We start from the raw sequence: 20,981 nt of genomic DNA, 5'->3' as shown, positions 1-20,981 counted from the left end.
CGGTTTTCAATGAGTCTGGACCAACACGATGCAACAGTTTCTGATGCTGCACGGCATCAACCACAACATGTTCGGCAAACGCGATCCCGTTCAGTACGGGACGGTCACCCTCGAAGACATCGACGCTCGACTGCAGGCCCTCGATATTGACCGTGCCGGTGATCGAAATTCACATGGCGAATATCCACGCTCGCGAAGCGTTCCGGCACAAATCGGTTTTCGCGGAGATCGTGAAAGGACAGATTTGCGGGTTCGGGACTGAAAGCTATGTGCTCGGACTGCGGGCGGCCGTATCTGCCGCGGGCTGAGAGCCGGGGACATGCGCCCGATGCAATGGATACAATGGCGATATTGCGAACGACAATACAGCCATGAGTACCACCGACCTTCCAGACCTCAAGCTGCTTCAGCTTTTCGACCTGCTTTACGACGTGAGAAGTGTCACGCGCGCCGCTGAGCAACTCGGCCAAAGTCAGCCGACGGTCAGCATCTGGTTGGGTCGCTTGCGCGAGCATTTGCAGGATCCACTGTTCGTTCGCACGCCGGGCGGCATGACGCCCACTCCGCAGGCGGACGCGTTGATCGGACCGTGCAGGGAAATTCTCGAGTCGCTGCGTCGGTTCGCTGCGTGGGAGATTTCTTTCGATCCCGCCACTGCCAAACGACGGTTTCGTATTTGCATGACGGACGCGAGCCACATTACGCTCCTGCCGAGAATGTTGGCGCGCTTGCGGGCGCAGGCGCCAGGCGTTCGGCTGGAAGCGGCGAGGATCGACGGCAATACGGAGAGGGCGCTTGAATCCGGCGAGGCGGATCTTGCGATCGGGCACGTGCCACGGCTGGGCGGCGGTATGTACCAGCAAAGGCTTTATATGCAGGACTGGGTGTGCCTTGCCAACCGGAATCATCCTCGCGTGCGTGCCCGGCTGAGCCTGAGGCAATACGGTAGCGAGGGGCACGTCGTCATTGCGGCTGGCACGGGCGGGCAACTGCTCGAACAGGCGTTGCTGCGTGAGCACATCGAACGCGACGTCGTGCTTGAATTGCCCGGATTCCTCGGACTCGGATCGATCATCAAGTCGACCGATCTGATTGCTACGTTGCCCCGACACATTGGCGAAACGCTGGCGCAAATGAATGACGTCGTCGTCCATTCGTGTCCTTTCCCGGTGGACAAGTTCGCGGTGCGCCAGCACTGGCACGCGAAGTACCATCACGAAGCCGGCAATTGCTGGCTGCGCTCGGTCGTCGCGGACCTGTTTCTCAGCGTGAACAGGCCCTAGTCGTTCCCGCTGCGGACGAGGACACAGCGCTTTCGCACTGAACCAGATTCTCCGCATTCATCGGCTTCGTCAAAAAGAACCCTTGCACGTAGTCGCAGCCTGCGTCGCGCAGCGCATGCAACTGTTGATTCGTTTCGACACCTTCGGCCGTCACTTTGATGCCGAGTTCGTGCGACATCTGAATGATGCCCCGAACGATCGAGGCGGCCGCCGCGTCGCGGCCCAGCCTTGCCGTGAATGAACGGTCGATCTTGACGATGTCCGGCGAAAAATCGGCCAGATAACGCAGGCTCGAGTATCCCGTTCCGAAGTCGTCGATGGCGATGCGCACGCCAAGCCGCTTGAGCGCCATCAGCGTTGCCTGCGCGAGTGAGGGGTTTTCCATCAACGCGCTTTCGGTCAGTTCGATCTGGAGGCAGCGCGGCGGCACCCGATGTTTTCGCAGCGCCTGGTCGACTATGGCGACAAGCGAGTCATCCCTGAGCTGACGCGCGGACACGTTCACCGACATGGACAGCTCTTTTCTTCCGGCGGACTGCCAGACGGCCAGTTGAGCGAGGGCCGCGTCCACGACCCACGCCCCGACTTCGACGATGAACCCGCTTTCTTCGAGGATCGGAATGAAGCTGCCCGGACCCACCAGGCCTCGTGCCGGATGATTCCATCGAACCAGTGCTTCGACGCCTTTCACCGCCAGAGAGGCTGGCTCATGAATACCCTGGAAATGCAGCACGAATTGGTTCGACGCCAGCGCCGTGGGCAGATTGCACTCGAGTTCGAAATCGCCGAGCACATCGCTGGATGCTTCGTCGGCGAACCGGAAGCCGTTGCGACCGCCTTTTTTCGCCGCATACATCGCGATATCCGCGCTCGTCAGCAGCGCCTCGTGATCGCGGCCGTGCTCGGGAAAGATCGATATGCCGATCGACGCCGTGACGAATGGCGCGGCGTGGTCTTTTCGAACGTCGCTTGAAAACAGGTTCAGCAGAGACTGCGCCAGGCTCGCCAACGTGGCCTTGTCGCTCTCGCCCCTGACGATCACCGCGAACTCGTCTCCGCCGAGGCGCGCTACACAGGCATCCGGCGCAAGCGCTCCCTGAATGACTTTGGCGATGTCCTGCAACAGACGGTCAGCGGCCGTATGGCCCAGCGTATCGTTCAGGACCTTGAATCGGTCGAGATCGACGAACATCAGACTGAAGGCGACGTTCTGCCTGCAAAGCGTCTTCATCTGGCGGATCAGCGCGCCCCGGTTAGCCAAACCCGTCAGGCCATCGGTGTAGGCCAGACGGTCGAGCGCCGCGAGGCGTTCCTGTTCCAGCGTGATGTCTTCGCTGACACCGACGATGCGCACCACGTTCGCGGAGCCGTCGCACACGGGATAGGCCGTGCTTCTGATCCAGCGCAGGCAACCATCCGGACGGCGGATGCGGTATTCGACGCGACCTTCCGCCACCTCGGACGCGACGCGGTTCATCTCGGCGAGCAATGGCTCCAGATCCTCCGGCACCACGAGATCGAGCCACGCGGAAGGCCTGTTGCCAAGCTCTTGAGGCGTAATGCCGAACACGCTTTCGACACCTGCGCTGACATGATGACAGTGTTCAAAATGCGAGCTACACGAATAGAACACGAGCCGGACATGCAACTCCATCTCATGCATCAATTCATCGCGTTCGCGCAGTGTCTTCAACAGCTCGGATTGCTGGGTGACGTCCTCGGAAGCACAAAGCAGCGCGCTCACCGCACCGTCGTCGCCCGTCACTGGCGTGAGCGTGGAGTTCCACCACCTGGTACGCCCCCTCGTCGTCGCGCAGCTTCCAGTGAACGATGTGCTCTTGCCGGAAACGGCGCCCGCCAAAGCCTTCTCGGCCGCCGTGCGGTCCTCGCCGGTCCAGAATGCGAGCCAGTCCGCGCCGGACAGTTGCTCCGGTGACTCCGCTTCCATCAACATCGCGCCATGCTCCGACACCCGCAGCATTTTTCCGTCGGTAGCGAGCACCTTCAGGCAGTCGCGATTCGCGTGCAGAAGCCCGCTCGCCAGTGCGGTGGCGGCGCTTTGCCGCGCGTAATCCAGGCCGAGTTTGCGACGAACGATCGCGAGACCGGCGACGCCCGACACCATCGACAATGCGACACGTAGGGTAATCGCCGCTTCACCGGCCGCCTGATGCACAAGAGCACCGATGCCAACGCCGGCAACGACGGCAATGCAGAGACTCGACAACGGTATGGTCCTGCGTTGACCGTACCGCGACAGAAAATAGGAAAGAAACTGCTGGTTGCGGGCTGACCAGCCATTGGCATGTGCGTCGCTATCGACCCGGGACTCAATCGGTTTGGTTTCTTTAGGGCACGAAGTCGCTTTGAATCTCACGCTGTTCTCCGACTACCGGGTTGAGCGACGGCTCGAACGCTGCGAGCCGGCCTCACTTTTATTATTACGGTAGGAAGTCACAAATCTTTAATGCGGGGAAACGCGCGGGAACCGCGGTTCGCATGAGATCGGGGGCGGATTGCGCGCCCATCAGCCTTGGTGGGGCTTGACCTGCGCGAACTGACGAATGCGCTCCGCAAGAGCGGGTATTCCCGAGTCGCGAGCCACGTAGTGAGCGACCTGCCGGGTGGCCAGATCGATGGTCACCTGATCGTCGGGGGTCTTCGTGTTGGGTCCGTCAACGGCGGGATGGTATTCGATACGCAGTTGCCTCGCGTTGGCGACGAGCCGTAAATAGCCGAAGTTGCGGTCGTCGTAGCTTTCGAGGACCACGGCATCCGTGTCTTTCGACGCAGCCTGGATCAGCTGCGGCGCGCGAAGGGGCGGCTGTCCGTTGGTGGTGAGTCGCTGTACGGCGTGACCGCCATTCCCGCAAACGATGTAAGGGATGTGGGTGCCATCGGAACGGGTTCGCGTAAAGCGCTGATAGTTGTGCGCGTGTCCCGCGAGGTCGGCATGCGGCCAGATACCGACCTCATTGCAAACCGTATCGATCTGCTGTTGCATTGCGACGCTCCAGCCATGACGGCCGCGCGCCACATAGGGCGGATGGTGATGCGCGAAAAGCAGGGCGCCTCGATAGTTCTCTTTCTTCACTCGCAATAACGCCGCTTTCAGGAACTTCAGCTGGCTGTTGCCGATGTGACGGTCCGCGATCACGCCTGGGTCCTCGAGCGTATTGCTGTACAACGCAATGATGCGCACGAACGGCGCCTCGAACGTGAAGAAAACGCCTGGCTGAATTTGCGCCGTCCGTGAAAGGTTGCCCGCATCGGGAGAGACCTGGAAGCAGTCGGAGCAGAAGTTCCTCAGAAACGCCTGCAGGCTCTTCTCGTGCTGCAACGGCGAAACCATTCCGTCGTGATTGCCGGCAGCGGCGAGAATCGGCGCATGATAGTTGCGGTACGGCTCATAGAACTGATCGTAGTAGTACTGCGCTTCGCCAAAGCTGTAGACGATGTCGCCCAGCAGGAAGTTGAATTGCGGCACCTCGGCGGGATCGGCTTCGTCGAAGTCGCTGACCATCTTGTCCGAAACTTCATTCTGGGTGACCGGACCTTTCGTACTGCCGCAATCGCCGGTGGCGTGAAAGACGATCTGTCCGTTCGCGCTGATCGTATCGAGGAGCTTCTGGTTGTTGTCCACCACCTCCGCAAACGTCAGCCGGGGCTCGGCGCCGCCGCGCGGTGGCGGAAACGGCAGCGCCTTCAGCTTGTGCTCGCGGTTCAGTTCGTCGATGACCTTGTAGGCTGCGGCATCGGATGCGTGCCTGACCACGAAAGTTTGCGGGTCCGGCGTGGGTTGTGGCTGCGAGAAAACGGGCGCGGCGAGAATCCTGTCGCTGCGGTTGCCGCGTGCGGCTGACGATTCATCTGAACGCTTTTTCGGCATTTGCAATCCTCCTTGATCGGCGAACGGGAGCGGCCACGCTGTTGTCGGCAAACCGTCAGCATGTGACGGCGCTGGCGCTGGCCGGATGCACCGTTCAGACGAACCCGAAACGGGGAAGTTCAGATCCGCTTGCCGTTGCGCAACCCGTGCGGCCCGAATTGCGGCGCGCCGCTGTTCCGTGCGAAAGCCGGGTTTGCGGTGGCACGCGTCTGTTACGACGGCACGAACACGCCCACAGCCGCCAGCGCCATCGCGAGCGTTGCGAGCCATCCTCCCCAGGCCAGCACGCCCTTGACGGCGAACTGTCCCATGACCCGCCGGCTTCGCGCCATCAGCATCATGATGACCATGATCGGCACCGCGGTAACGCCATTGATCACCGCGCTCCAGTACAGCGCGCGGATCGGGTCGAAATGCATGAAGGTGATGGCCACACCGCCCAGGATGGCCAGTGCGATCACCGCATAGAATTCACGCGCGAGTGTCAGATGCAACGCGAGACTGCTGCGCCAGCGAAAGCTGCCCGCGGCGGCGTAGGCGGCCGAGCCGGCGAGGACCGGCAGCGCGAGCAGGCCGGTTCCGATGATGCCGAGCGCAAACAGGACGTAAGCGAAGCGCCCGGCAAACGGCTCGAGCGCGCGCGCGGCATCGGCCGAGGTTTTCACGTCGATGTGATGCAGATGCAGCGTAGCCGCCGCCGTCAATATGATGAAGAATGCAATGAAGTTGGACACCCCCATGCCAACCCACGTATCGAAACGGATCCTTCGCAACTGCGCGGGCGCCTGGTGCGGTACGCGGCGCAACGGCGCCTGTTCCGGTGCCGAGCGCATTTCTTCGACTTCCTGCGACGCCTGCCAGAAGAACAGGTACGGACTGATCGTCGTGCCCAGCACCGCGACGACCATGGTCAGATAGTCCGACGTCAGCGAGATGCGCGGCAACACAACGGCGCGCGCGACTTCACCCCAGGGGATCGGAACGATGAATGCGACCGCGACGTACGCGAGAAGCGAGAGGGCGGTCCACTTCAGAACGCGCGCATAACTGTCGTAGGGGACAAAAATCTGCAGAACGACGCAGAGCGTCCCGAGGCCGACGACATAAAGGTGCTGCGGACCTGGCAGCAGCAATCCGGCCGCGGCGCCCATCGCCGACAGATCGGCGGCGATGTTGATCACGTTCGCCACGACGAGCAGGGCGACCGCGCCGTACAGCAGCCATGCCGGATAATGCGCGCGTATGTTGGATGCGAGGCCCTTGCCGGTTACCCGGCCAATCTGCGCGCTCACCAGCTGTATTGCGGTCATCAATGGATACGTGATCAGGATCACCCACAGAAGGTTGAATCCGAACTGCGCGCCGGCCTGCGAATAGGTGCCGATTCCTGACGGATCGTCGTCCGCGGCGCCCGTGATCAGGCCAGGGCCCAGGCGTCTGATCCAGGATCGCTCCACGGAATCGCGTACGGCGGATTCCGGCTCGATCAATTTTTCGTCGTTCATATATGTGTCACCTCGCGGCAACGTTTAGCAAGTCGCGGGCCCGGGCGTTCGTGCCAGCGTCGCGCGGCTTCGGGAGGCGGGCATAGGAATCGGCTGCACATCATGGACGCGCTCGACGAGCGCACCGGCGAAGATGCGCAAGGCGCCTCCGCTGACAGTGCGCGGAAATGCGAGTTTCTAAACGGGAGTAACGAACTTTGGGCCGTGCCGGCGGACACCGTCACGCATGGTGTGCAAGAGGCTTCGTCCGCAAGTGGATCTCGTCGATCGCGTCAGGCAAGTCTTCGAGCACGATTGGCTTGGCGCGGCTCAGTCCAGTCGCGGCTTGAACGCATACTGCCCAATCTCGCCGCCGCGCGCGACCACCGCCGTGCTCTCGGGAATTTCCTCCCAAAAGCCCGGCAAGTCCGCGAGCGGTTCGGACAACACGAGGAACGCATTCTCGCCGGCCGTCTTGATGCGCTCGTCGTCGGGATACAACTCGCGCAGATGACGGAACGACGTGCTGTGAAACAGCGAGCGCGACTGTCCTTCGCTCGAATAGCGGACCGCGATGATCTGCTCGCCGTCGGTCGCGCAGACGGTCATGTTCAGCGGTTCATCCACGCCATGCCGGCGGCCGGTGGCTTCGACGAATCCGACCATCCGTTCGAGCGCGGTGACGGGCGCGAGCTCCAGCCCGAAGGTCAGCGCGAGAAAAAACAGCACCTCGGAATCGGTCGAGCCTTCGATGGACGGGAACAGATCGGGGTCAATCTTCACCATCAGGTCGCGGCGCACCGCCGGATAGTTGCGCACCAGGCCGTTGTGCGCGAACAGCCAGCGGCCGTGGCGGAACGGATGACAGTTGGTTTCCTGCGACGGCGTGTCGGTCGCCGCGCGCACGTGCGCGACGAACAGCGGCGAGTGGATTGCCCGCGCGGCCTCGCGTAGATTGCGGTCGCTCCACGCGGGCTGGATGCAGCGGTAGCGAAACGGAATGTCAGTGGGATGTCCATACCAGCCGATCCCGAAACCGTCGCCATTGGTGGTGGTGGCGCCGAGCCGGGAATGCATGCTCTGATCGATCAGCGAATGCCGGGCGTTGAACAGCACGGTTTCGAGCTGAAGCGGATTGCCGGTATAAGCGAGCCAGCGGCACATGATTGCTCTCCTGTCGGTTGCGCGTGACAACCCTACACCACCCGCGGGCGGCGATTGTAGGACCAAAGTCCGATTGAGGCAGACACCGTACCTGTCACTATGCCAGATGGCGTTTAGGTGCTTGCGTGCCGGGCATCGCTTTGAGCTTGCACCGGCCTGATCTGATAGAGGCAGGACGCGCATGAGCCACTTTCTGGACAGGTTACGTTACTTCACGGCCCCCCCGTCCCCAGATCTCGGATGGTCATGGTGCTGTCACAGATGAAGACCGGCAATGGGAGGATGCTTACCGCCAGCGCTGGCAGCACGACAAGATAGTTCGCTCCATGGGCGTCGTCACCGAGATCGTCTGGGTTTCGCTGATCCTGATCTACCTGTCGGAAGTGCGGCGCACACCGGTCGTGGGTTCCGTCGCTTAGCCGTGTTCGTGTTTGCTCCGCGCGAGTGGTCGACTGCGCCGTTGCCGCTCGACGGACCTCCCCCCGCAAAAGACGAGGCGGCAAATGTGCAGCACTGAGATTCGCGCAGGCTGCAGGCTCTGCCAGCCAGCCTGCTTTCTTGCTGATGGAGGTGCCGATGAAACGCCGTGAACTGTTGGTTGCGCTGGCCGCAGGCGCGCTCGCCGAGGGTTCTACCGGCCTGGCGCAGGCAAGCCAGGCGAAATTCACCGGTCAGATCGATCTGCCCAAGCCCAACCTCAAAGGCACGATGTCCCTCGAAGAAGCCATCGAGAAGCGCAGGTCCGTGCGCAGATTCGCGCCAAAGCCGCTGCCGGTCGAGGCCATTGGCCAACTGCTGTGGGCCGGGCAGGGCATCACCAGCTCGGACGGCAAGCGCGCGGCTCCGGCGGCCGGCGCTTTGTACGCGCTCGAACTTTACGTGGTGACCGCCACGGAGGTGATGCACTATCTGCCTGATGGCCACCGGGCCGAGACGCGGGCGACCCACGACCTGCGCCCCGAGCTGAGAGCACTGGCGGTCAACCAGGCGTCCGTCGAGGCGGCCCCGGCCTTGCTCGTGGTGGCCGCCGACCCCAGTCGGCTGAGCGCGAGATATGGCGGGAGAGCGAATCTGTATGCCGATCTCGAGGTCGGGCACGCGACCCAGAACATGCTGCTCCAGGTCGTCACGCTTGGGCTCGTCGCGGTGACCGTGGGCGCCGTCGACGGAGCTCCGGCGGCGCGCAAGCTCGGCCTGCCTCACGCCCAGACCGTCGTCTATCTGATCCCGGTAGGTTTTCCGGTCTAAGTCATTGCGTGAGAATGAAATGAACGCGCCCCACCCGCGAACGAAAGGTGCTCGACCTCGCGTTCGATATGCTGACGGCAATAGAAGACACCTATAAGGCACCGCCCGCTCCCTGACACGCGGGTTCGAGGACTGGGGTCCTTCCCGGCGCGACGGCATGCGCGGACATCGATGCACCGGCCGGCAGTGCGGCAAACACGAACTTCGAAGGAGCGGGTATCGTGTGTGCCATGTCAACTCCGCGTGGTGCCTATGAAGCCGATTCTCGTGCGCTCGACCCTGGTGGAATATTCGAAGCGTCGTGCTGTCCGTTTCGCGATGACGGTGATCGCGACGATCATGGCCGGATGCGTTTCCTCCTCACAGCTGAGCGGTCATGTCACACCTTCGCAAGTTTCCGAGGCGAAGGCGCTCGACCTGGCGGTCGCCAATCCGCAACGCAGTCAGACCGCCCGGGCGCGCGACGTCTATCGTCACCCGGCGCAGACGTTGCGCTTCTTCGATCTGAGTCCGACGCAAACCGTGCTGGAGATCGCGCCGGGCGGCGGGTGGTACACGGACATTCTGGCGCCCTATCTGCACGACGCGGGTCACCTGTACGAAGCGCAATATCTGAGCACGTCCGCGGACCTGGCCTCGGAAGACCGGTCAATCGATGCAGAGTATTTGCGTAAGCTCGCGGGCGCCCCCGCAATCTACGGAAACGTCGTGGTCGGCACATTGCACGCGGGCCAGTTTTTCGGCTTCGATGCACACGAGCGGTTCGATCGCGTGCTTACTTTTCGCAACATTCACAACTGGATCAAGGATGGGCAGCTCGATGCCAATCTGCGTGCGTTCCATGACGCGCTGAAGCACGGGGGCGAACTTGGTGTGGAAGAACATCGCGCCCGGCCCGGCTCGACGGTACAGCAGATGATCGAAACCGGATATGTGACTGAAGCTTTCGTGATTGACCGGGCACAGGCGGCGGGCTTCGTGCTCGCGCAACGCAGCGAAATCAACGCGAACGCGCGAGATACGAAAGATTATCCGCATGGCGTATGGTCGCTGCCGCCGGGCTACGCGGGCGGTGACGTCGACCGCTCGCGCTACGCCGCAATCGGTGAATCGGATCGCATGACGCTGAGATTCGTCAAGCCTTAGCGTGTTCTACGGGCGCCAGCCGCGGGCGGTAATCGGCCGACGCGTTGGGCTGCGCTCAGTTTGTTGCACGACCCGCAGTAGCGTATCGACACAGTCCAGCGCGTCCGACAGTCGCCCGAGCACGATCAGCGAGCGGGCCGCATCGAGACGACCGTGAAACATCGCGTCGCGCGGTCCGGCCCGTTCCACCATGTCGATGAGCTGCCTGATCTCGGCCTTGACCCGCGTGTAGTCGGCGGGGCAGTAGCGGTCAACCCAGTTGCGCAGTGCGCGGATCAGCACCGCGCAATCGCCGTACTCCCACTGCACGCTATCCATTGTCACCCTCATTCGTATCCCGCTCGGTGCCGCAAGCGGGATGTCGACTCTTCCCAGCTCGGTCTCATTGCCTGTTCGCTTTTTGCAGATCGCACGACTCCGAAGCTCGACCGTCCATCTGCGGCCCCATTGGGGGAAAACCACCCCCTCTCGCCTGCATCTGTGAACGAAGCAAGCGGCGCGCCACGTGTCGCCGGCGCTGCGCATCATTGCTAGAGCGGGGCGCGGCCATGTTCTCGCAGTTCGGGCTCGAAGAATATCCATCGTGCGGCTGGAAAACGCGCACGGTCCTCCCCGGAGGGAGGGCGGTGTCCATTCCATCTCGACCCGCTGCGGCCACTTACAGCAGCGGCGCGAGCGTCCGGTCGTGAGCGGCGGATTCAGCAGGACGGCCGGGTAGCTGCATCGTCGCGCTCGGAAACAAATCGTTCGACTCGAACGGGGTTCTCTCTTGCGATTCAGACTACCGCTTCGATGCGTACCGGCATCGCGCTCATTACCGGCATGGCGTTGATCGGATCAAGACCAACTGTAGTGCTGAGCAACTGGTTTGGATTGGCGCCGGCGTAGGTTTCGGGCTCCTCGTCGGGCATCGGTCCCCAGCCGTGCGGGATGGACACGACGCCTCGGCGCAGCGCGGCGTCCGCTTTGACGATAGCTCGAATGCGGCCATGCGGCGAAACAATGGCCACGCACTGGCCTTCGGTCAGTCCTTGAGCAGCCAGGTCATCGGGATGCACAAAGGCCGGATTGAACGGCATGCGTCGACGGACCGCGGGCAGGTGGTGGTACATGGTGTTCTGCACGTCGCGCACGCGCCGCACCGCCAGGCGATGCGTGAACCCCGGCGGCGCCCCCGCTTCGTTCAGTACGCCCGCCAGTTCGCACTCGACGTCGTCCGGCATCACGTCGAAGCGCGCGGCGTTCCCTGGCTCGCCGGGCTGCACGATCATCGGTTCGATCTCGTAGACTTTCCCTTGTGGGTACAGCTTCAGTTCGTCAAATGAGATCGAGCCGTGGCGAACCAGGATCGCAAGCAGCTCTTCGGTGGTCGGCGCTGCGCGCATATCGAGCGGAACGTCGTCGAAATTGATGGTCTTGCCCAGGCGCCGCGCCAGATCCCAGAATACGAACCAGTCGTCCACGACTTCGGATCCCTCCGGCGGCGTCGCCACGGCGGCCGAGTATTGTGCGTAAGGCTGAAACATGATGTAGGACTCATAGTCGCGCGAATGCAGGTCGGCGCGCTCGAACATCAGCTTCGGTGGAATCACGTAGTGCGCGAGCCGCGCAGTGTTAGTCATGAATGGCTCGATGCATACCAGCAGTTGCAGTTGGCGCAACGCCTCGGCGATGCGGCGCTGGTCGGGCACGGCATCGACTGGATTGCCGCCGTCGACTAACAGCGCGCGGATCTGGCCGGCGCCAGGCGTAGTGATTTCCTGGGCCAGCGTGCCGCTCATCTTCTGGCCGAACAGCATGCCATAGCCGCCGACACGGCTCTTCCAGCCGGATTCCCAGGAACGGCGTGGCGCAATCACATCGGCCCGGCGCTGGTAGCGTGGGGCGACTACGCCGGGGTTCGGTACAGGGTCGCCGGGGCGAGCGAAGCGGCCACACACGACGTTGAGGCATTCGACCAGATGCTCGGCCAGATTGGAGTGCGGCGCCATGTTGGGCCCGGTTCCCGACGCGGCCGAGCCACGCTTGCGGCGCAGGCCGCCGGCCTCCCGCACGGGTTCCGCGAAGGCCGCAGCGGCGGCTTCGAGCCCTTCGACGCTTACGCCGGCGCGCTGGGCGACGTATTCGGGCGTGAACGGCTCGACCGCGTGCGCCAGTCGTCGCAGGTCCTTGACGTAGCGCGCGCAGAATTCGGCATCGTGCCAGCCGCGACACAGAATGATGCGCAGCAGGCCAGCCAGGACGGTCGGGTCCTCGCCCGGCAGCACCTGCAGGAAGACATCGGCATGGCGGGCGGTCTCGGTCTCTCGTGGATCGATCACCACCAGCTTAAGGCCGCGCTCCTTCGCTTCGTGGAGCTGCTTGACCGGATTCTGCAATGCAAAATTGAACGTGGATAGCGACACCAGCGGATTGGTGCCGACGAACAATAGCGCGTCGGCGAGCGCATACGGATCTTTGCCGGCAGCCCAGCCGCCCAGTCGCTCAAATGCCACCCATTTGGCCGACTGGTCGATGGTCATTGTAGAGAAAAACGAATTCGAACCCAGCGCCGCGAGGAAGGCGGGCAACATATGATTGGCGGCGAGGTTAGAGTAGTTCATGGTGCCGCGAAAGGCTGCGACCGCATCGGCGCCGTGGCGCTCGATCAGTGCCTGGAGTTGCGCCGCGATCTCGGCCAGCATCACGTCAAGCGGCATCTGCACGAAACTGCCATCGGGCTGCCGTTTCAGCGGGTGCAGGAGCCGCTCGGCGCTGTTATGCGCCTCATGCAGATACGCACCCTTGATGCAGGCGTAGCCGCGCGTGAGCGGATTGTCGCGGTCGCCGCGCGCAGCAACGACGCGTCCGGCGTCGTCCAGGGTCAAGCGCAGTGAACAGTTGCCGGCGCAGATGCGGCAGGCGGTGACGGCTTCGCGTGGCACGGCGAGCTCCTTGTGTAGTGTGGCCTACACCTCGTAACCACCCACAACTTTCGGCGTAAAGGTTGAAGCCGAGCCGGATACCTGCGCGATGACAGAGCACCCGCATACGACTAGCGTTAGATCGCCGCCAGATTGCGGCCGTTCATTCGCTATTATAAACGACGTTCATATTTTGGCAAATAGCCCGGCGACCTGTTGCGAGCGCCGCTGCCCGACCGACACTGTCATCGAGAGGCCTCGCTGTTCTAGCGCCCTGCTGCTGTATCACACGACTTTGGCGCGCCGTGCTTTCGCCCGTTGTCGGCCAGAGGGCGATGCCCGCGTCTCTCATATGAATGACGGCTGAGTCCGTGAAACCGGCCCGTCGCGCCTCACGTCTGCAGTACCGCCGGAGGGCCGAGCGAACGGGCGTAGTTCGCAATGGGCGCTTTGAGCCGCTTCATGCAAAATAGCCGCATCCAGGATGTGGAGGATGACTCGTGGGTATCAACTTCGACTTGAACGACTTGCAGGCGTTTCGAGCAGTAGTGGAACTGGGAAGCTTCCGCAAGGCCGCCGAGGCGGTGAGCATTTCGCAGCCGGCCTTGAGCCGCCGGATCGACAAGCTCGAGGAAGCACTCGGCGTGCGTCTATTCGAGCGCACCACGCGCAGCGTCACGCTCACCACCGTCGGCCGGGTATTCGCGCCGAGCGCCGAGCAGCTGCTTGATGATCTCGACGTCGCGTTGCTCGGCATCCGCGATGTTTCTTCGAGCCGACTGGGACATGTCACCATCGCCTGCGTGCCTTCGGTGGCCTACTACTTCCTGCCGAGCGCCGTCGCGAGCTATCATCGCCGCTTCCCGCGCATCAGGGTCAAGATGCTGGATATGAGCGCGAATGAGGTGCTTGGCGCCGTCATCAGCGGAGAGGCGGATTTCGGCGTGAGTTTTCTGGGCAGCCAGGAGTCCGAGGTCGAGTTCAAGGTTCTGCTGCAGGAGCGCTTCGTGGCCGCCTGCCGCCGTGATCACCCGCTCGCGCGCAAAAAACGCGTGACCTGGAACGAGCTTTACGAGCACGAGTACGTCTCGGTGGACAAAACTTCCGGCAACCGACTGCTGCTCGATCAGGCGCTGTCGGCGGTGGCGCCGCATGCGCCGAGCGTCTGCGAGACGCGTCACGTAACGACCATGCTCGGTTTAATCGAAGCGGGGCTCGGTGTCGCCGCAGTGCCGTCGATGGCCATGCCCGGGCGCGATCACCCCATCCTCACGAGCGTGCCGCTCGTTGAACCAGTGGTGAAGCGGCGCGTGGGAATCGTGAGACGCCGTGGACGTCCACTTACACCGGCTGCGCAGGAGTTTCACAAAACGATTGTCGAGATGAAGCGCGGCGGCGTCGCATGCAGCGATGCCGTGGGCAATAACACGTCTCCAAAAGAGCGGCCAGGCAGGAAAACCGCTTCATGAGGTTGGCAAGACCGCTTCGTTCGCTCTATCTGCAGGTTTTGCTGGGCATGATGCTCGGCATGGCGCTCGGTCACTTCTTGCCGCAAGCGAGCCCGCTGCTCAAGCCCTTGAGCGACGGGTTCATCGGCCTCGTGAGGATGATGATTGCGCCGATCGTTTTCTGCACGATCGTCTCGGGGATCACGTCGCTTGCTAGCGGGAAGGCCATCGGGCGCACAATTTTTCAGGCGCTGGGACTCTTCTATTTTTTGACAGCCGTGGCGCTTGCGCTTGGACTCGTCACGGCCTTCGTGCTGCGACCCGGCGCGGGCATGCACATCGACGCTAACCATCTGGACGCGAGCATCCTCGCGCAATATGCGAAGCACGCGCAGCCGGGCGGCCTTGTCGCATTCGCGTTGAGCGTCATCCCCGAGACGATGCTTGGCGCCTTCGACAAGGGCGAGGTCCTGCCAGTGCTGCTGCTCTCGCTGCTCTTCGGCTTTGCGCTAAATTCCTGTCCGGAGGCGGGCAGGCCGGTGCTCGCGCTCATCGACGGCATTGCCCAGGCCCTGTTCCGCATCCTCGCGATGATCATGCGACTCGCTCCGCTCGGGGCATTCGGCGCGATGGCTTTCACGGTGGGCCGCTTCGGCATCCGCTCGGTCGGATCGCTCGGGATGTTGATGGTGTCCTTCTACGTGGCATGCCTGCTGTTCATTGCGCTGGTGCTCGCTCCGCTCGCGCGGCTGCACGGCTTCGCACTTTGGCGGCTCTTGCGCTACATGCGCGAGGAGTTGCTCATCGTTCTCGCGACATCGTCGACGGAGCCGGTACTGCCGCGCCTGATCGCGAAGCTTGAGGCGCTCGGCTGCGACAAGGGCGTGGTGGGGCTTGTGCTGCCCGCAGGCTACTCGTTCAATCTCGACGGCACCGCGATCTATCTGACGCTCGCCTCGATGTTCATCGCGCAGGCGTGCGACGTGCCGCTTTCCGCGCCGCAGATCGCGATGATGCTCGCCGTTATGTTGCTCACGTCCAAGGGGGCGGCGGGTGTGTCGGGCAGCGGATTAGTGGCGCTCGTCGCGACGCTGACGGTGATTCCCGATCTGCCCGTCGCCGGGGTGGCGCTACTGGTGGGCATCGACCGCTTCATGTCCGAGGCGCGCGCCCTGACGAGCGTGATCAGCAACGCCTGCGCGGTGATCTTCGTTTCGATGTGGGAGGGTGCTTGCGATCGTACGCGTCTTGCGCGAATGCTCGGGGCGGCAGCGCCAGGCGGCGCGGACGGTGCGGGGGATCCCGCGAGAGATACCTCGAGAGATACCTCGGGGATGTGACAGGAAGGCCGCCTGAGGCAAGCCTTCATTCAGGTTTGCGTCAATGAGCGGAGACGGTATCCAGCCCTGTCGATTTGACGTCTGCCTGTACGCCAGGTGAAGCGAGGTAGTCGAGCAGGGCTTTCGCTTCCTTCGGATGCTGTGCGCTGACGGGAATGCCGGCGGCGAAACGCGTGACCGACTGCAGGGACTCAGGAATCTTTCCGACGAAGGTCACCCCCTTGACGGGCAGCAACTCGCTCACCTGCTGGAAACCGATTTCGTAGTCGCCGTTCGCCACCACCGAGGCTACTGGAATCCGCGGGATCATCTTCGCCTTCGACTTGACCTGATCCTCGATGCCGAGCTTCCTGAACAACTCCCGCTCAATGTAGACACCGCTTGCGCTGTCCGAGTACGCGATCGACTTCGCATGCAGCAGGGTCTGCCGGAGGCCTTCTGCCGAACTGATATCGGGTTTCACCGCTCCTTCGCGCACGACCATGCCGATGCGCGAATCGGCCAGCTCGACCCGCGATCCGGGGATGACCTTGCCTTTCCGGATCAGTTCGTCAAGCGCATATCCGACCATGATAACGGCGTCGGCGGGCTCACCACGCTCAAGCCGGTTGGGGATCGCTTCGGGCGATTTACCCATCGACGGACCGAGCGCGGTGTCGAGCGTGTTGCCCGTTTCGGATGCGAACTTCGGGCCGAGCACCTTGTACGCTGCGGTAAAGCCACCCGAGCTCATGACGTGCAGGTCGGCGGCTTGCACGTTCGCCGCAACAGCCGAGGTTGCGACCAGTGCTGCGGCGCATAGTTTCAGAAACAGATTTCTCATGATCGGAGTCGTGTCAGGTTGTGTGTTTAGCCGCATGCGGAGCGAGACGCGAATCAGTGCGCCGGAGTCAGTGTCGCTGCGCGGCGGCGATAGAGTGCAAACGTCGCCATCAGGGCGCACGCTGCCGCGAAGCTCATCCAGTAGCCGGGTGCGGCCTTGTCGCCAGTCATGTGAATGAGCGCCGTGGAGATCGCCGGTGTGAAACCGCCGAATACGGCGGTCGCGAGGCTATAGGCGAGCGAGAAGCCCGCGACGCGTACCTGCGCCGGCATCACTTCCGTCAGTGCGACGATCATCGCGCCGTTATAGATGCCGTACATGAACGAGAGCCAAAGGAGGGCGAGCAGCATGTTGAGGAAGCTGGGCGCGTGAGCGAGCAGCGACAGGGCCGGGTGCGCGGTCGCGATGGCGAGCACCGTCATGGCGATGAGGAGCGGCCGGCGGCCGATCCTGTCGGAGAGGGCTCCGCCGATCGGCAGCCAAACGAAGTTCGACACGGCCACACACAGCGTCACAAGCAAACTATCGGCGGTGCTGAGGTGCAGGACCGTCTTGCCGAAAGTCGGCGCGTAGACCGTGATGAGATAGAAGCTCGCGGTGGTCATCGCCACCAGCATCATGCCTGCAATCACGACGGTCCAGTTCTGGACCAGCGTCGTGAATACCTCCTTCATGCTCGGGCGATGCTGGCGAGCCTTGAACTCCTCGGTTTCCTGCAGATTACGACGCAGCACGAAGAGGAACGGCACGATCATGCAGCCGACGAAGAACGGCACGCGCCATCCCCATGCCGCGATGGTAGCGGCGTTCAGCGATTGGTTGAGCGCGAAGCCGAGGCCCGCGGCCACGACGATCGCCACCTGCTGGCTCGCGGACTGCCAGCTCGTGAAGAAGCCCTTGCGGCCGGGCGTGGCCATCTCGGCGAGATACACCGACACGCCGCCCAGCTCCGCACCCGCGGAGAAGCCCTGCAACAGCCGCCCGAGCAGCACAAGCGCGGGCGCCACAAGGCCAATGGTCGCGTAGCCCGGCACGAACGCAATGAGGATGGTGCCGCTCGCCATGATGGAGAGCGTGACGATGAGCCCCTTGCGGCGGCCGACGTCGTCGATGTACGCGCCGAGCACGATCGCGCCGAGCGGGCGCATCAGAAAACCGGCACCGAAGACCGCGAACGTCATCATCAACGAGGCAAATTCGCTCCCGGCCGGAAAGAAGACGTTGGCGATCTGCGTCGCATAGAAGCCAAACAGAAAGAAGTCGAACTGCTCCAGAAAATTTCCGGCCGTCACGCGGAAAACCGCCGCGGCCTTTGAATGTCCCAGCGAAAGGGTAGAGGGCGAGGGGTGCATCAATGTGTCTCCTGAAATCCCGAGATATGCGGTGGTCCCGCTCTTTGTCTGTTCGGGAATTTTGGCCCGTGGCCAATCAAACGATAAGTGCAATCTTCCGAACGATTGATGTCGAATGGTTATCAATCGGCGCCTCTTTTTCGCCGCCGCGCGTTAGCTGTGCGCCAGCGCGTGGCGGCGACCATCAGAGGCCAGCAGTCAGGCCACGAAACGACACTGGGAAGCGGCCGTACGCGTGTCCATATTGCGTCCGCGGTTCAAATGATCGTCAATTTCCGCAGCGCAGCCCAGCATGCGCGGATAGAGGAAGATCGTGAACGCGGCCGTTTCAAGGTCCGCCTCGCTGAACTCCCCGCGCTTGAGCGGCTGCCACAGCATCTTCAACAGCAACGCGGCAATCACGGCATCGACATTGACGCAATAGACATTGCGCGAGACACCCGCGTCGAACAAAGCCTGCACCAGCACACGGTAAAACGCATGAAACGCGTTGTACTCGCCGCGGGCTTCATAAAGGTTGGCGATGAAGATTTCCCGCGGGTCGTGGTTCACCGGCTTGTCTTTGAAGACCGGATGATTAATACCCGGAAGTTTCGCAATATCGAGGCTCCCCAACTGCTTCTGGCGCGTCTTGTACTGCGCGTATCGCTCGACGGAGCGCCGGGCGAGTGCTTCGAGGTCCACGGTATGACGAGCATCGGTCGGATCTTCGAGGCCGCTGCTGCGGAACGCCTCGTTGAGGAACGCAATGCCTTCGTAGCCGTTGCCGCCATGCGTATATCCAGTGTGCGTGAGGAACCCCGCCAGAGCCTTGTTTAGCTGCACCCGTTCGGGACTTTCCGGGCCATCGGCAGATACTGCGCCCTTTGCGCCTTGCGCCGAAATGGCGCCGGGTCCGTTCGTGAGCAGCAAACCGACAAGGGTCTTGAACGCGAAAAGGTCGTCGACAGTCGGTTTCAGGTTTAGCAGCGCTGCGAAGGCGATTTCCGTCAGAGTGCGTTCGCCGAGTAATTCTTCGGTGGCGAAGCCGCAAAATCCGTCCGGGCCGTGCTGCGAGGCGTCCGCTGAGGCGCCGATCATGGTGCCGAAGAGCTTTGTCCACCACGGCAAGCTTTCTGCGGTCAGGCGGGAGATCCGCTTGCGCATGAGCGGGCCCCAGGCGAGTGTCGTCGTGATCGCCGCGAGTACTGCTTCCGGGCGCGGATGGCCCGGGCCACACGACAGCCATCGGATGATCGCGGAACTTACGCCGCGCGAGGCGAGCCCGCCCAGCATGGCTTGCGCCTCTGGATCGGGTTCATCGCAGAACAGCGCTGCAGTGTCCGCGGTGTGGACTGCATTGACATCAAAGGTCTCGTCGAACGCGTCTGTGAGCCTGGCTGTCGCGAAGCCGTCGATCATCAGTGCTGCCGCCTCGCGCGCAGCACGCTGGCGATTCGGCCCGACGATCGCCGCCGCGGCCGCGAGCACGGCATTGGGCGCATTGCCCGCCTCGCGCGAAGCCTGCGCGGCCGCCAGTTCTGGTGTCCCGTGCAGATTCACTGCAGCGCCAACAGCCACGTTGATGAGCTTTGTGTCGTTTGCCCCGCCGAACTCCCGCAACAGCGCGAGGCAGATGTTCTCCTCGAGCGAGCGCGTCGCTGCTTCGAGCATGGATACCCCGTGCAGGCTGCTCACCTGCGTTTTTGCGTCCATCTGCGAGGCGCCCGAAGCGTCCTTCAAGGGTTGGCGCGGCGGGATTGCGCCGATCTGGCTGTTCGCCCGCGTAATCTGTTCGTTGTACGGCGCGACCGCTTCCACGACCGGCAGGGCGAGGTCGTCTGGCAGTTCGATCCCCTGATCCGAGCCAAACCACGGTTTGAGCGAGAGGCTGCCTTCCGGCTCAAAGTCGGGCATCGTCGCGTTCGCGCGCATCACTGCGGTGAGCGCGGCGGGAATGTGCGCGATGTTTGTCACAACGGCGCCCTTCACCGAGCAGCATGGATCGTCCGGCGTAAAAAGACGCTCGACGTCGAACTTCTCCATGAACCAACGCTCCTTTGCAAGAGCATCGTCGGCGCCGCCCGCCATTGCGCCCGCATGCCCCACCGCGCGCGTCAGACGACTCTTCCAGCGGCCTACCACGCAGGCAATGACGGGTTTCGTAAATGTGGCGTCGGCCTCGTAGTAGCCGCCCGGCTCACAGTACAGTACGGCAGCCTTGCTGCGCGCGTCGTTGGCGAGGGCAAAGGCGAACTCCGGCGCCGCATAGTGGATGTAGACGTCCTTGCCGCTGGATACGACGGTCGTTGTACCCCAGCCGCTCATGCGCAGATATTGCGCAATGGTGGTGCTAAACCCGCCCGAGTTGGAAAAGATCGCGATCGAGCCCCGCCGCAAAGTTGCGCCGGGATCATCGCCGCCGAGCGCACCCCCGATGCGCACCCGCTGCCAGGAGTCCGCGACGCCCAGCCCGTTCGCGCCAAAAATGTCGATGCCTGCTTGCTGGCCCATCGCGCGAATTTCCCGGGCGTCGTGCACGGAGATCTTCTCCGTAATGATAAAAATCTTGCGCAGATCGGGATTGACGCGGATCAGTTCGGCCACCCCATCGCGCGCGGCCGACGGCGGCAGATAGACGACGCCGCAATTGAAACGATGCCCGGCTTCGAGGCCTTCGCGCACGTTGTTATAGACGGGGATGTCGCCGGCAGGCGTCACGAGCACCTGCCCGCGCTTGCCAGGCGCAGTGCCGAATACGATATTCCCACCGGAAAACGCGTGGCTCACCGGCGTCACGTCCGACGACTCGCCTCCCAGAATGTTGAGCACACAAACGCGGTCCTCGCGCGTGACTATTTGTGCAAGCGACTGGATGCCGACGAAATACCTGAAATGATTATTGCCTTGCTTGACCATGTC

14 protein-coding genes and 2 pseudogenes are annotated in these 20,981 nt (G+C 62.8%); 7 read left to right on the top strand and 9 right to left on the bottom strand.

The window, feature by feature from the left end; all coding sequences use genetic code 11:
• Nucleotides 1–28 precede the first annotated feature (28 nt).
• Both OKW40_RS26055 and OKW40_RS26050 read left to right on the top strand, forming a co-directional pair.
• Nucleotides 29–308: pseudogene (locus OKW40_RS26055) on the top strand (type II 3-dehydroquinate dehydratase).
• Between the two features lie 63 nt (nucleotides 309–371).
• Nucleotides 372–1,283: a LysR family transcriptional regulator gene (locus OKW40_RS26050; protein WP_429492382.1), complete on the top strand. Its 912-nt coding sequence runs from the start codon at nucleotides 372–374 to the stop codon at nucleotides 1,281–1,283.
• Here OKW40_RS26050 and OKW40_RS26045 read toward each other — a convergent pair.
• The 4 genes from OKW40_RS26045 to OKW40_RS26030 all read right to left on the bottom strand — a co-directional run bounded on the left by OKW40_RS26045 (nucleotide 1,264) and on the right by OKW40_RS26030 (nucleotide 7,820).
• Nucleotides 1,264–3,510, bottom strand: coding sequence for a sensor domain-containing protein (locus tag OKW40_RS26045; RefSeq protein ID WP_429492380.1), 2,247 nt, complete (start codon nucleotides 3,508–3,510; stop codon nucleotides 1,264–1,266). The genes OKW40_RS26050 and OKW40_RS26045 overlap by 20 nt on opposite strands.
• Nucleotides 3,511–3,810: 300 nt before the next feature.
• Nucleotides 3,811–5,172 carry a metallophosphoesterase family protein gene (locus OKW40_RS26040; RefSeq protein WP_184066268.1) on the bottom strand — a complete coding sequence of 454 codons (1,362 nt, stop codon included), beginning with the start codon at nucleotides 5,170–5,172 and terminating at the stop codon, nucleotides 3,811–3,813.
• A gap of 212 nt (nucleotides 5,173–5,384) precedes the next feature.
• Nucleotides 5,385–6,677, bottom strand: coding sequence for an NRAMP family divalent metal transporter (locus tag OKW40_RS26035; protein WP_429492377.1), 1,293 nt, complete (start codon nucleotides 6,675–6,677; stop codon nucleotides 5,385–5,387).
• A gap of 309 nt (nucleotides 6,678–6,986) precedes the next feature.
• Nucleotides 6,987–7,820, bottom strand: coding sequence for a class II glutamine amidotransferase (locus OKW40_RS26030; protein WP_018422973.1), 834 nt, complete (start codon nucleotides 7,818–7,820; stop codon nucleotides 6,987–6,989).
• 181 nt (nucleotides 7,821–8,001) lie between these two features.
• Here OKW40_RS26030 and OKW40_RS26025 point away from each other — a divergent pair.
• The 3 genes and pseudogenes from OKW40_RS26025 to OKW40_RS26015 form a co-directional block, all read left to right on the top strand.
• Nucleotides 8,002–8,146 (top strand): annotated as a pseudogene (locus tag OKW40_RS26025) (nitrate reductase); the annotation flags it as partial.
• 250 nt (nucleotides 8,147–8,396) lie between these two features.
• Nucleotides 8,397–9,068 carry a SagB/ThcOx family dehydrogenase gene (locus OKW40_RS26020; protein ID WP_429402944.1) on the top strand — a complete coding sequence of 224 codons (672 nt, stop codon included), beginning with the start codon at nucleotides 8,397–8,399 and terminating at the stop codon, nucleotides 9,066–9,068.
• A 252-nt stretch (nucleotides 9,069–9,320) separates the two neighbouring features.
• A complete protein-coding gene (locus OKW40_RS26015) occupies nucleotides 9,321–10,214 on the top strand; it encodes a class I SAM-dependent methyltransferase (RefSeq protein ID WP_429402945.1) in 894 nt (297 codons plus the stop codon).
• Nucleotides 10,215–10,220: 6 nt separating this feature from the next.
• Here the strand turns inward: OKW40_RS26015 and OKW40_RS26010 are convergent, their stop codons facing one another.
• Nucleotides 10,221–10,532: a hypothetical protein gene (locus OKW40_RS26010; protein WP_429492375.1), complete on the bottom strand. Its 312-nt coding sequence runs from the start codon at nucleotides 10,530–10,532 to the stop codon at nucleotides 10,221–10,223.
• Nucleotides 10,533–10,990: 458 nt separating this feature from the next.
• Nucleotides 10,991–13,138, bottom strand: coding sequence for a molybdopterin-containing oxidoreductase family protein (locus OKW40_RS26005; RefSeq protein ID WP_429492373.1), 2,148 nt, complete (start codon nucleotides 13,136–13,138; stop codon nucleotides 10,991–10,993).
• Between the two features lie 479 nt (nucleotides 13,139–13,617).
• On the opposite strand from OKW40_RS26005, the gene OKW40_RS26000 reads away from it, so the two are divergent.
• Together OKW40_RS26000 and dctA are read left to right on the top strand one after the other, a co-directional pair.
• Nucleotides 13,618–14,586, top strand: coding sequence for a LysR family transcriptional regulator (locus OKW40_RS26000; protein ID WP_429492371.1), 969 nt, complete (start codon nucleotides 13,618–13,620; stop codon nucleotides 14,584–14,586).
• Entirely contained in the window at nucleotides 14,583–15,905 is a 1,323-nt protein-coding gene (gene dctA / locus OKW40_RS25995; RefSeq protein ID WP_429492369.1) for a C4-dicarboxylate transporter DctA, read from the top strand. Before OKW40_RS26000 ends, dctA begins: the two co-directional genes overlap by 4 nt.
• Before the next feature lie 40 nt (nucleotides 15,906–15,945).
• Here the strand turns inward: dctA and OKW40_RS25990 are convergent, their stop codons facing one another.
• The 3 genes from OKW40_RS25990 to OKW40_RS25980 form a co-directional block, all read right to left on the bottom strand.
• Entirely contained in the window at nucleotides 15,946–16,728 is a 783-nt protein-coding gene (locus OKW40_RS25990; protein ID WP_429493952.1) for a substrate-binding domain-containing protein, read from the bottom strand.
• Nucleotides 16,729–16,781: 53 nt separating this feature from the next.
• Nucleotides 16,782–18,080 (bottom strand): MFS transporter, encoded by a 1,299-nt coding sequence (locus tag OKW40_RS25985; RefSeq protein ID WP_184066240.1) that lies wholly within the window; start codon nucleotides 18,078–18,080, stop codon nucleotides 16,782–16,784.
• 198 nt (nucleotides 18,081–18,278) lie between these two features.
• Entirely contained in the window at nucleotides 18,279–20,978 is a 2,700-nt protein-coding gene (locus OKW40_RS25980) for a CoA-binding protein (protein WP_429492367.1), read from the bottom strand.
• Between the last annotated feature and the right edge of the window lie 3 nt (nucleotides 20,979–20,981).

This window comes from Paraburkholderia sp. RAU6.4a (genome assembly GCF_050435625.1).
GTDB lineage: Bacteria > Pseudomonadota > Gammaproteobacteria > Burkholderiales > Burkholderiaceae > Paraburkholderia > Paraburkholderia tuberum.
This window is presented reverse-complemented; position numbering and strand designations above follow the sequence as displayed.

Bases quoted from the DNA above. Each gene is read 5' to 3' on its own strand.
- OKW40_RS26050 (WP_429492382.1), top strand. From the start codon at position 372: ATGAGTACCACCGACCTTCCAGACCTCAAGCTGCTTCAGCTTTTCGAC.
- OKW40_RS26040 (WP_184066268.1), bottom strand. From the start codon at position 5,172: ATGCCGAAAAAGCGTTCAGATGAATCGTCAGCCGCACGCGGCAACCGC.
- OKW40_RS26035 (WP_429492377.1), bottom strand. From the start codon at position 6,677: ATGAACGACGAAAAATTGATCGAGCCGGAATCCGCCGTACGCGATTCC.
- OKW40_RS26030 (WP_018422973.1), bottom strand. From the start codon at position 7,820: ATGTGCCGCTGGCTCGCTTATACCGGCAATCCGCTTCAGCTCGAAACC.
- OKW40_RS26020 (WP_429402944.1), top strand. From the start codon at position 8,397: ATGAAACGCCGTGAACTGTTGGTTGCGCTGGCCGCAGGCGCGCTCGCC.
- OKW40_RS26015 (WP_429402945.1), top strand. From the start codon at position 9,321: ATGAAGCCGATTCTCGTGCGCTCGACCCTGGTGGAATATTCGAAGCGT.
- OKW40_RS26010 (WP_429492375.1), bottom strand. From the start codon at position 10,532: ATGGATAGCGTGCAGTGGGAGTACGGCGATTGCGCGGTGCTGATCCGC.
- dctA (WP_429492369.1), top strand. From the start codon at position 14,583: ATGAGGTTGGCAAGACCGCTTCGTTCGCTCTATCTGCAGGTTTTGCTG.
- OKW40_RS25990 (WP_429493952.1), bottom strand. From the start codon at position 16,728: ATGAGAAATCTGTTTCTGAAACTATGCGCCGCAGCACTGGTCGCAACC.
- OKW40_RS25985 (WP_184066240.1), bottom strand. From the start codon at position 18,080: ATGCACCCCTCGCCCTCTACCCTTTCGCTGGGACATTCAAAGGCCGCG.
- OKW40_RS25980 (WP_429492367.1), bottom strand. From the start codon at position 20,978: ATGGTCAAGCAAGGCAATAATCATTTCAGGTATTTCGTCGGCATCCAG.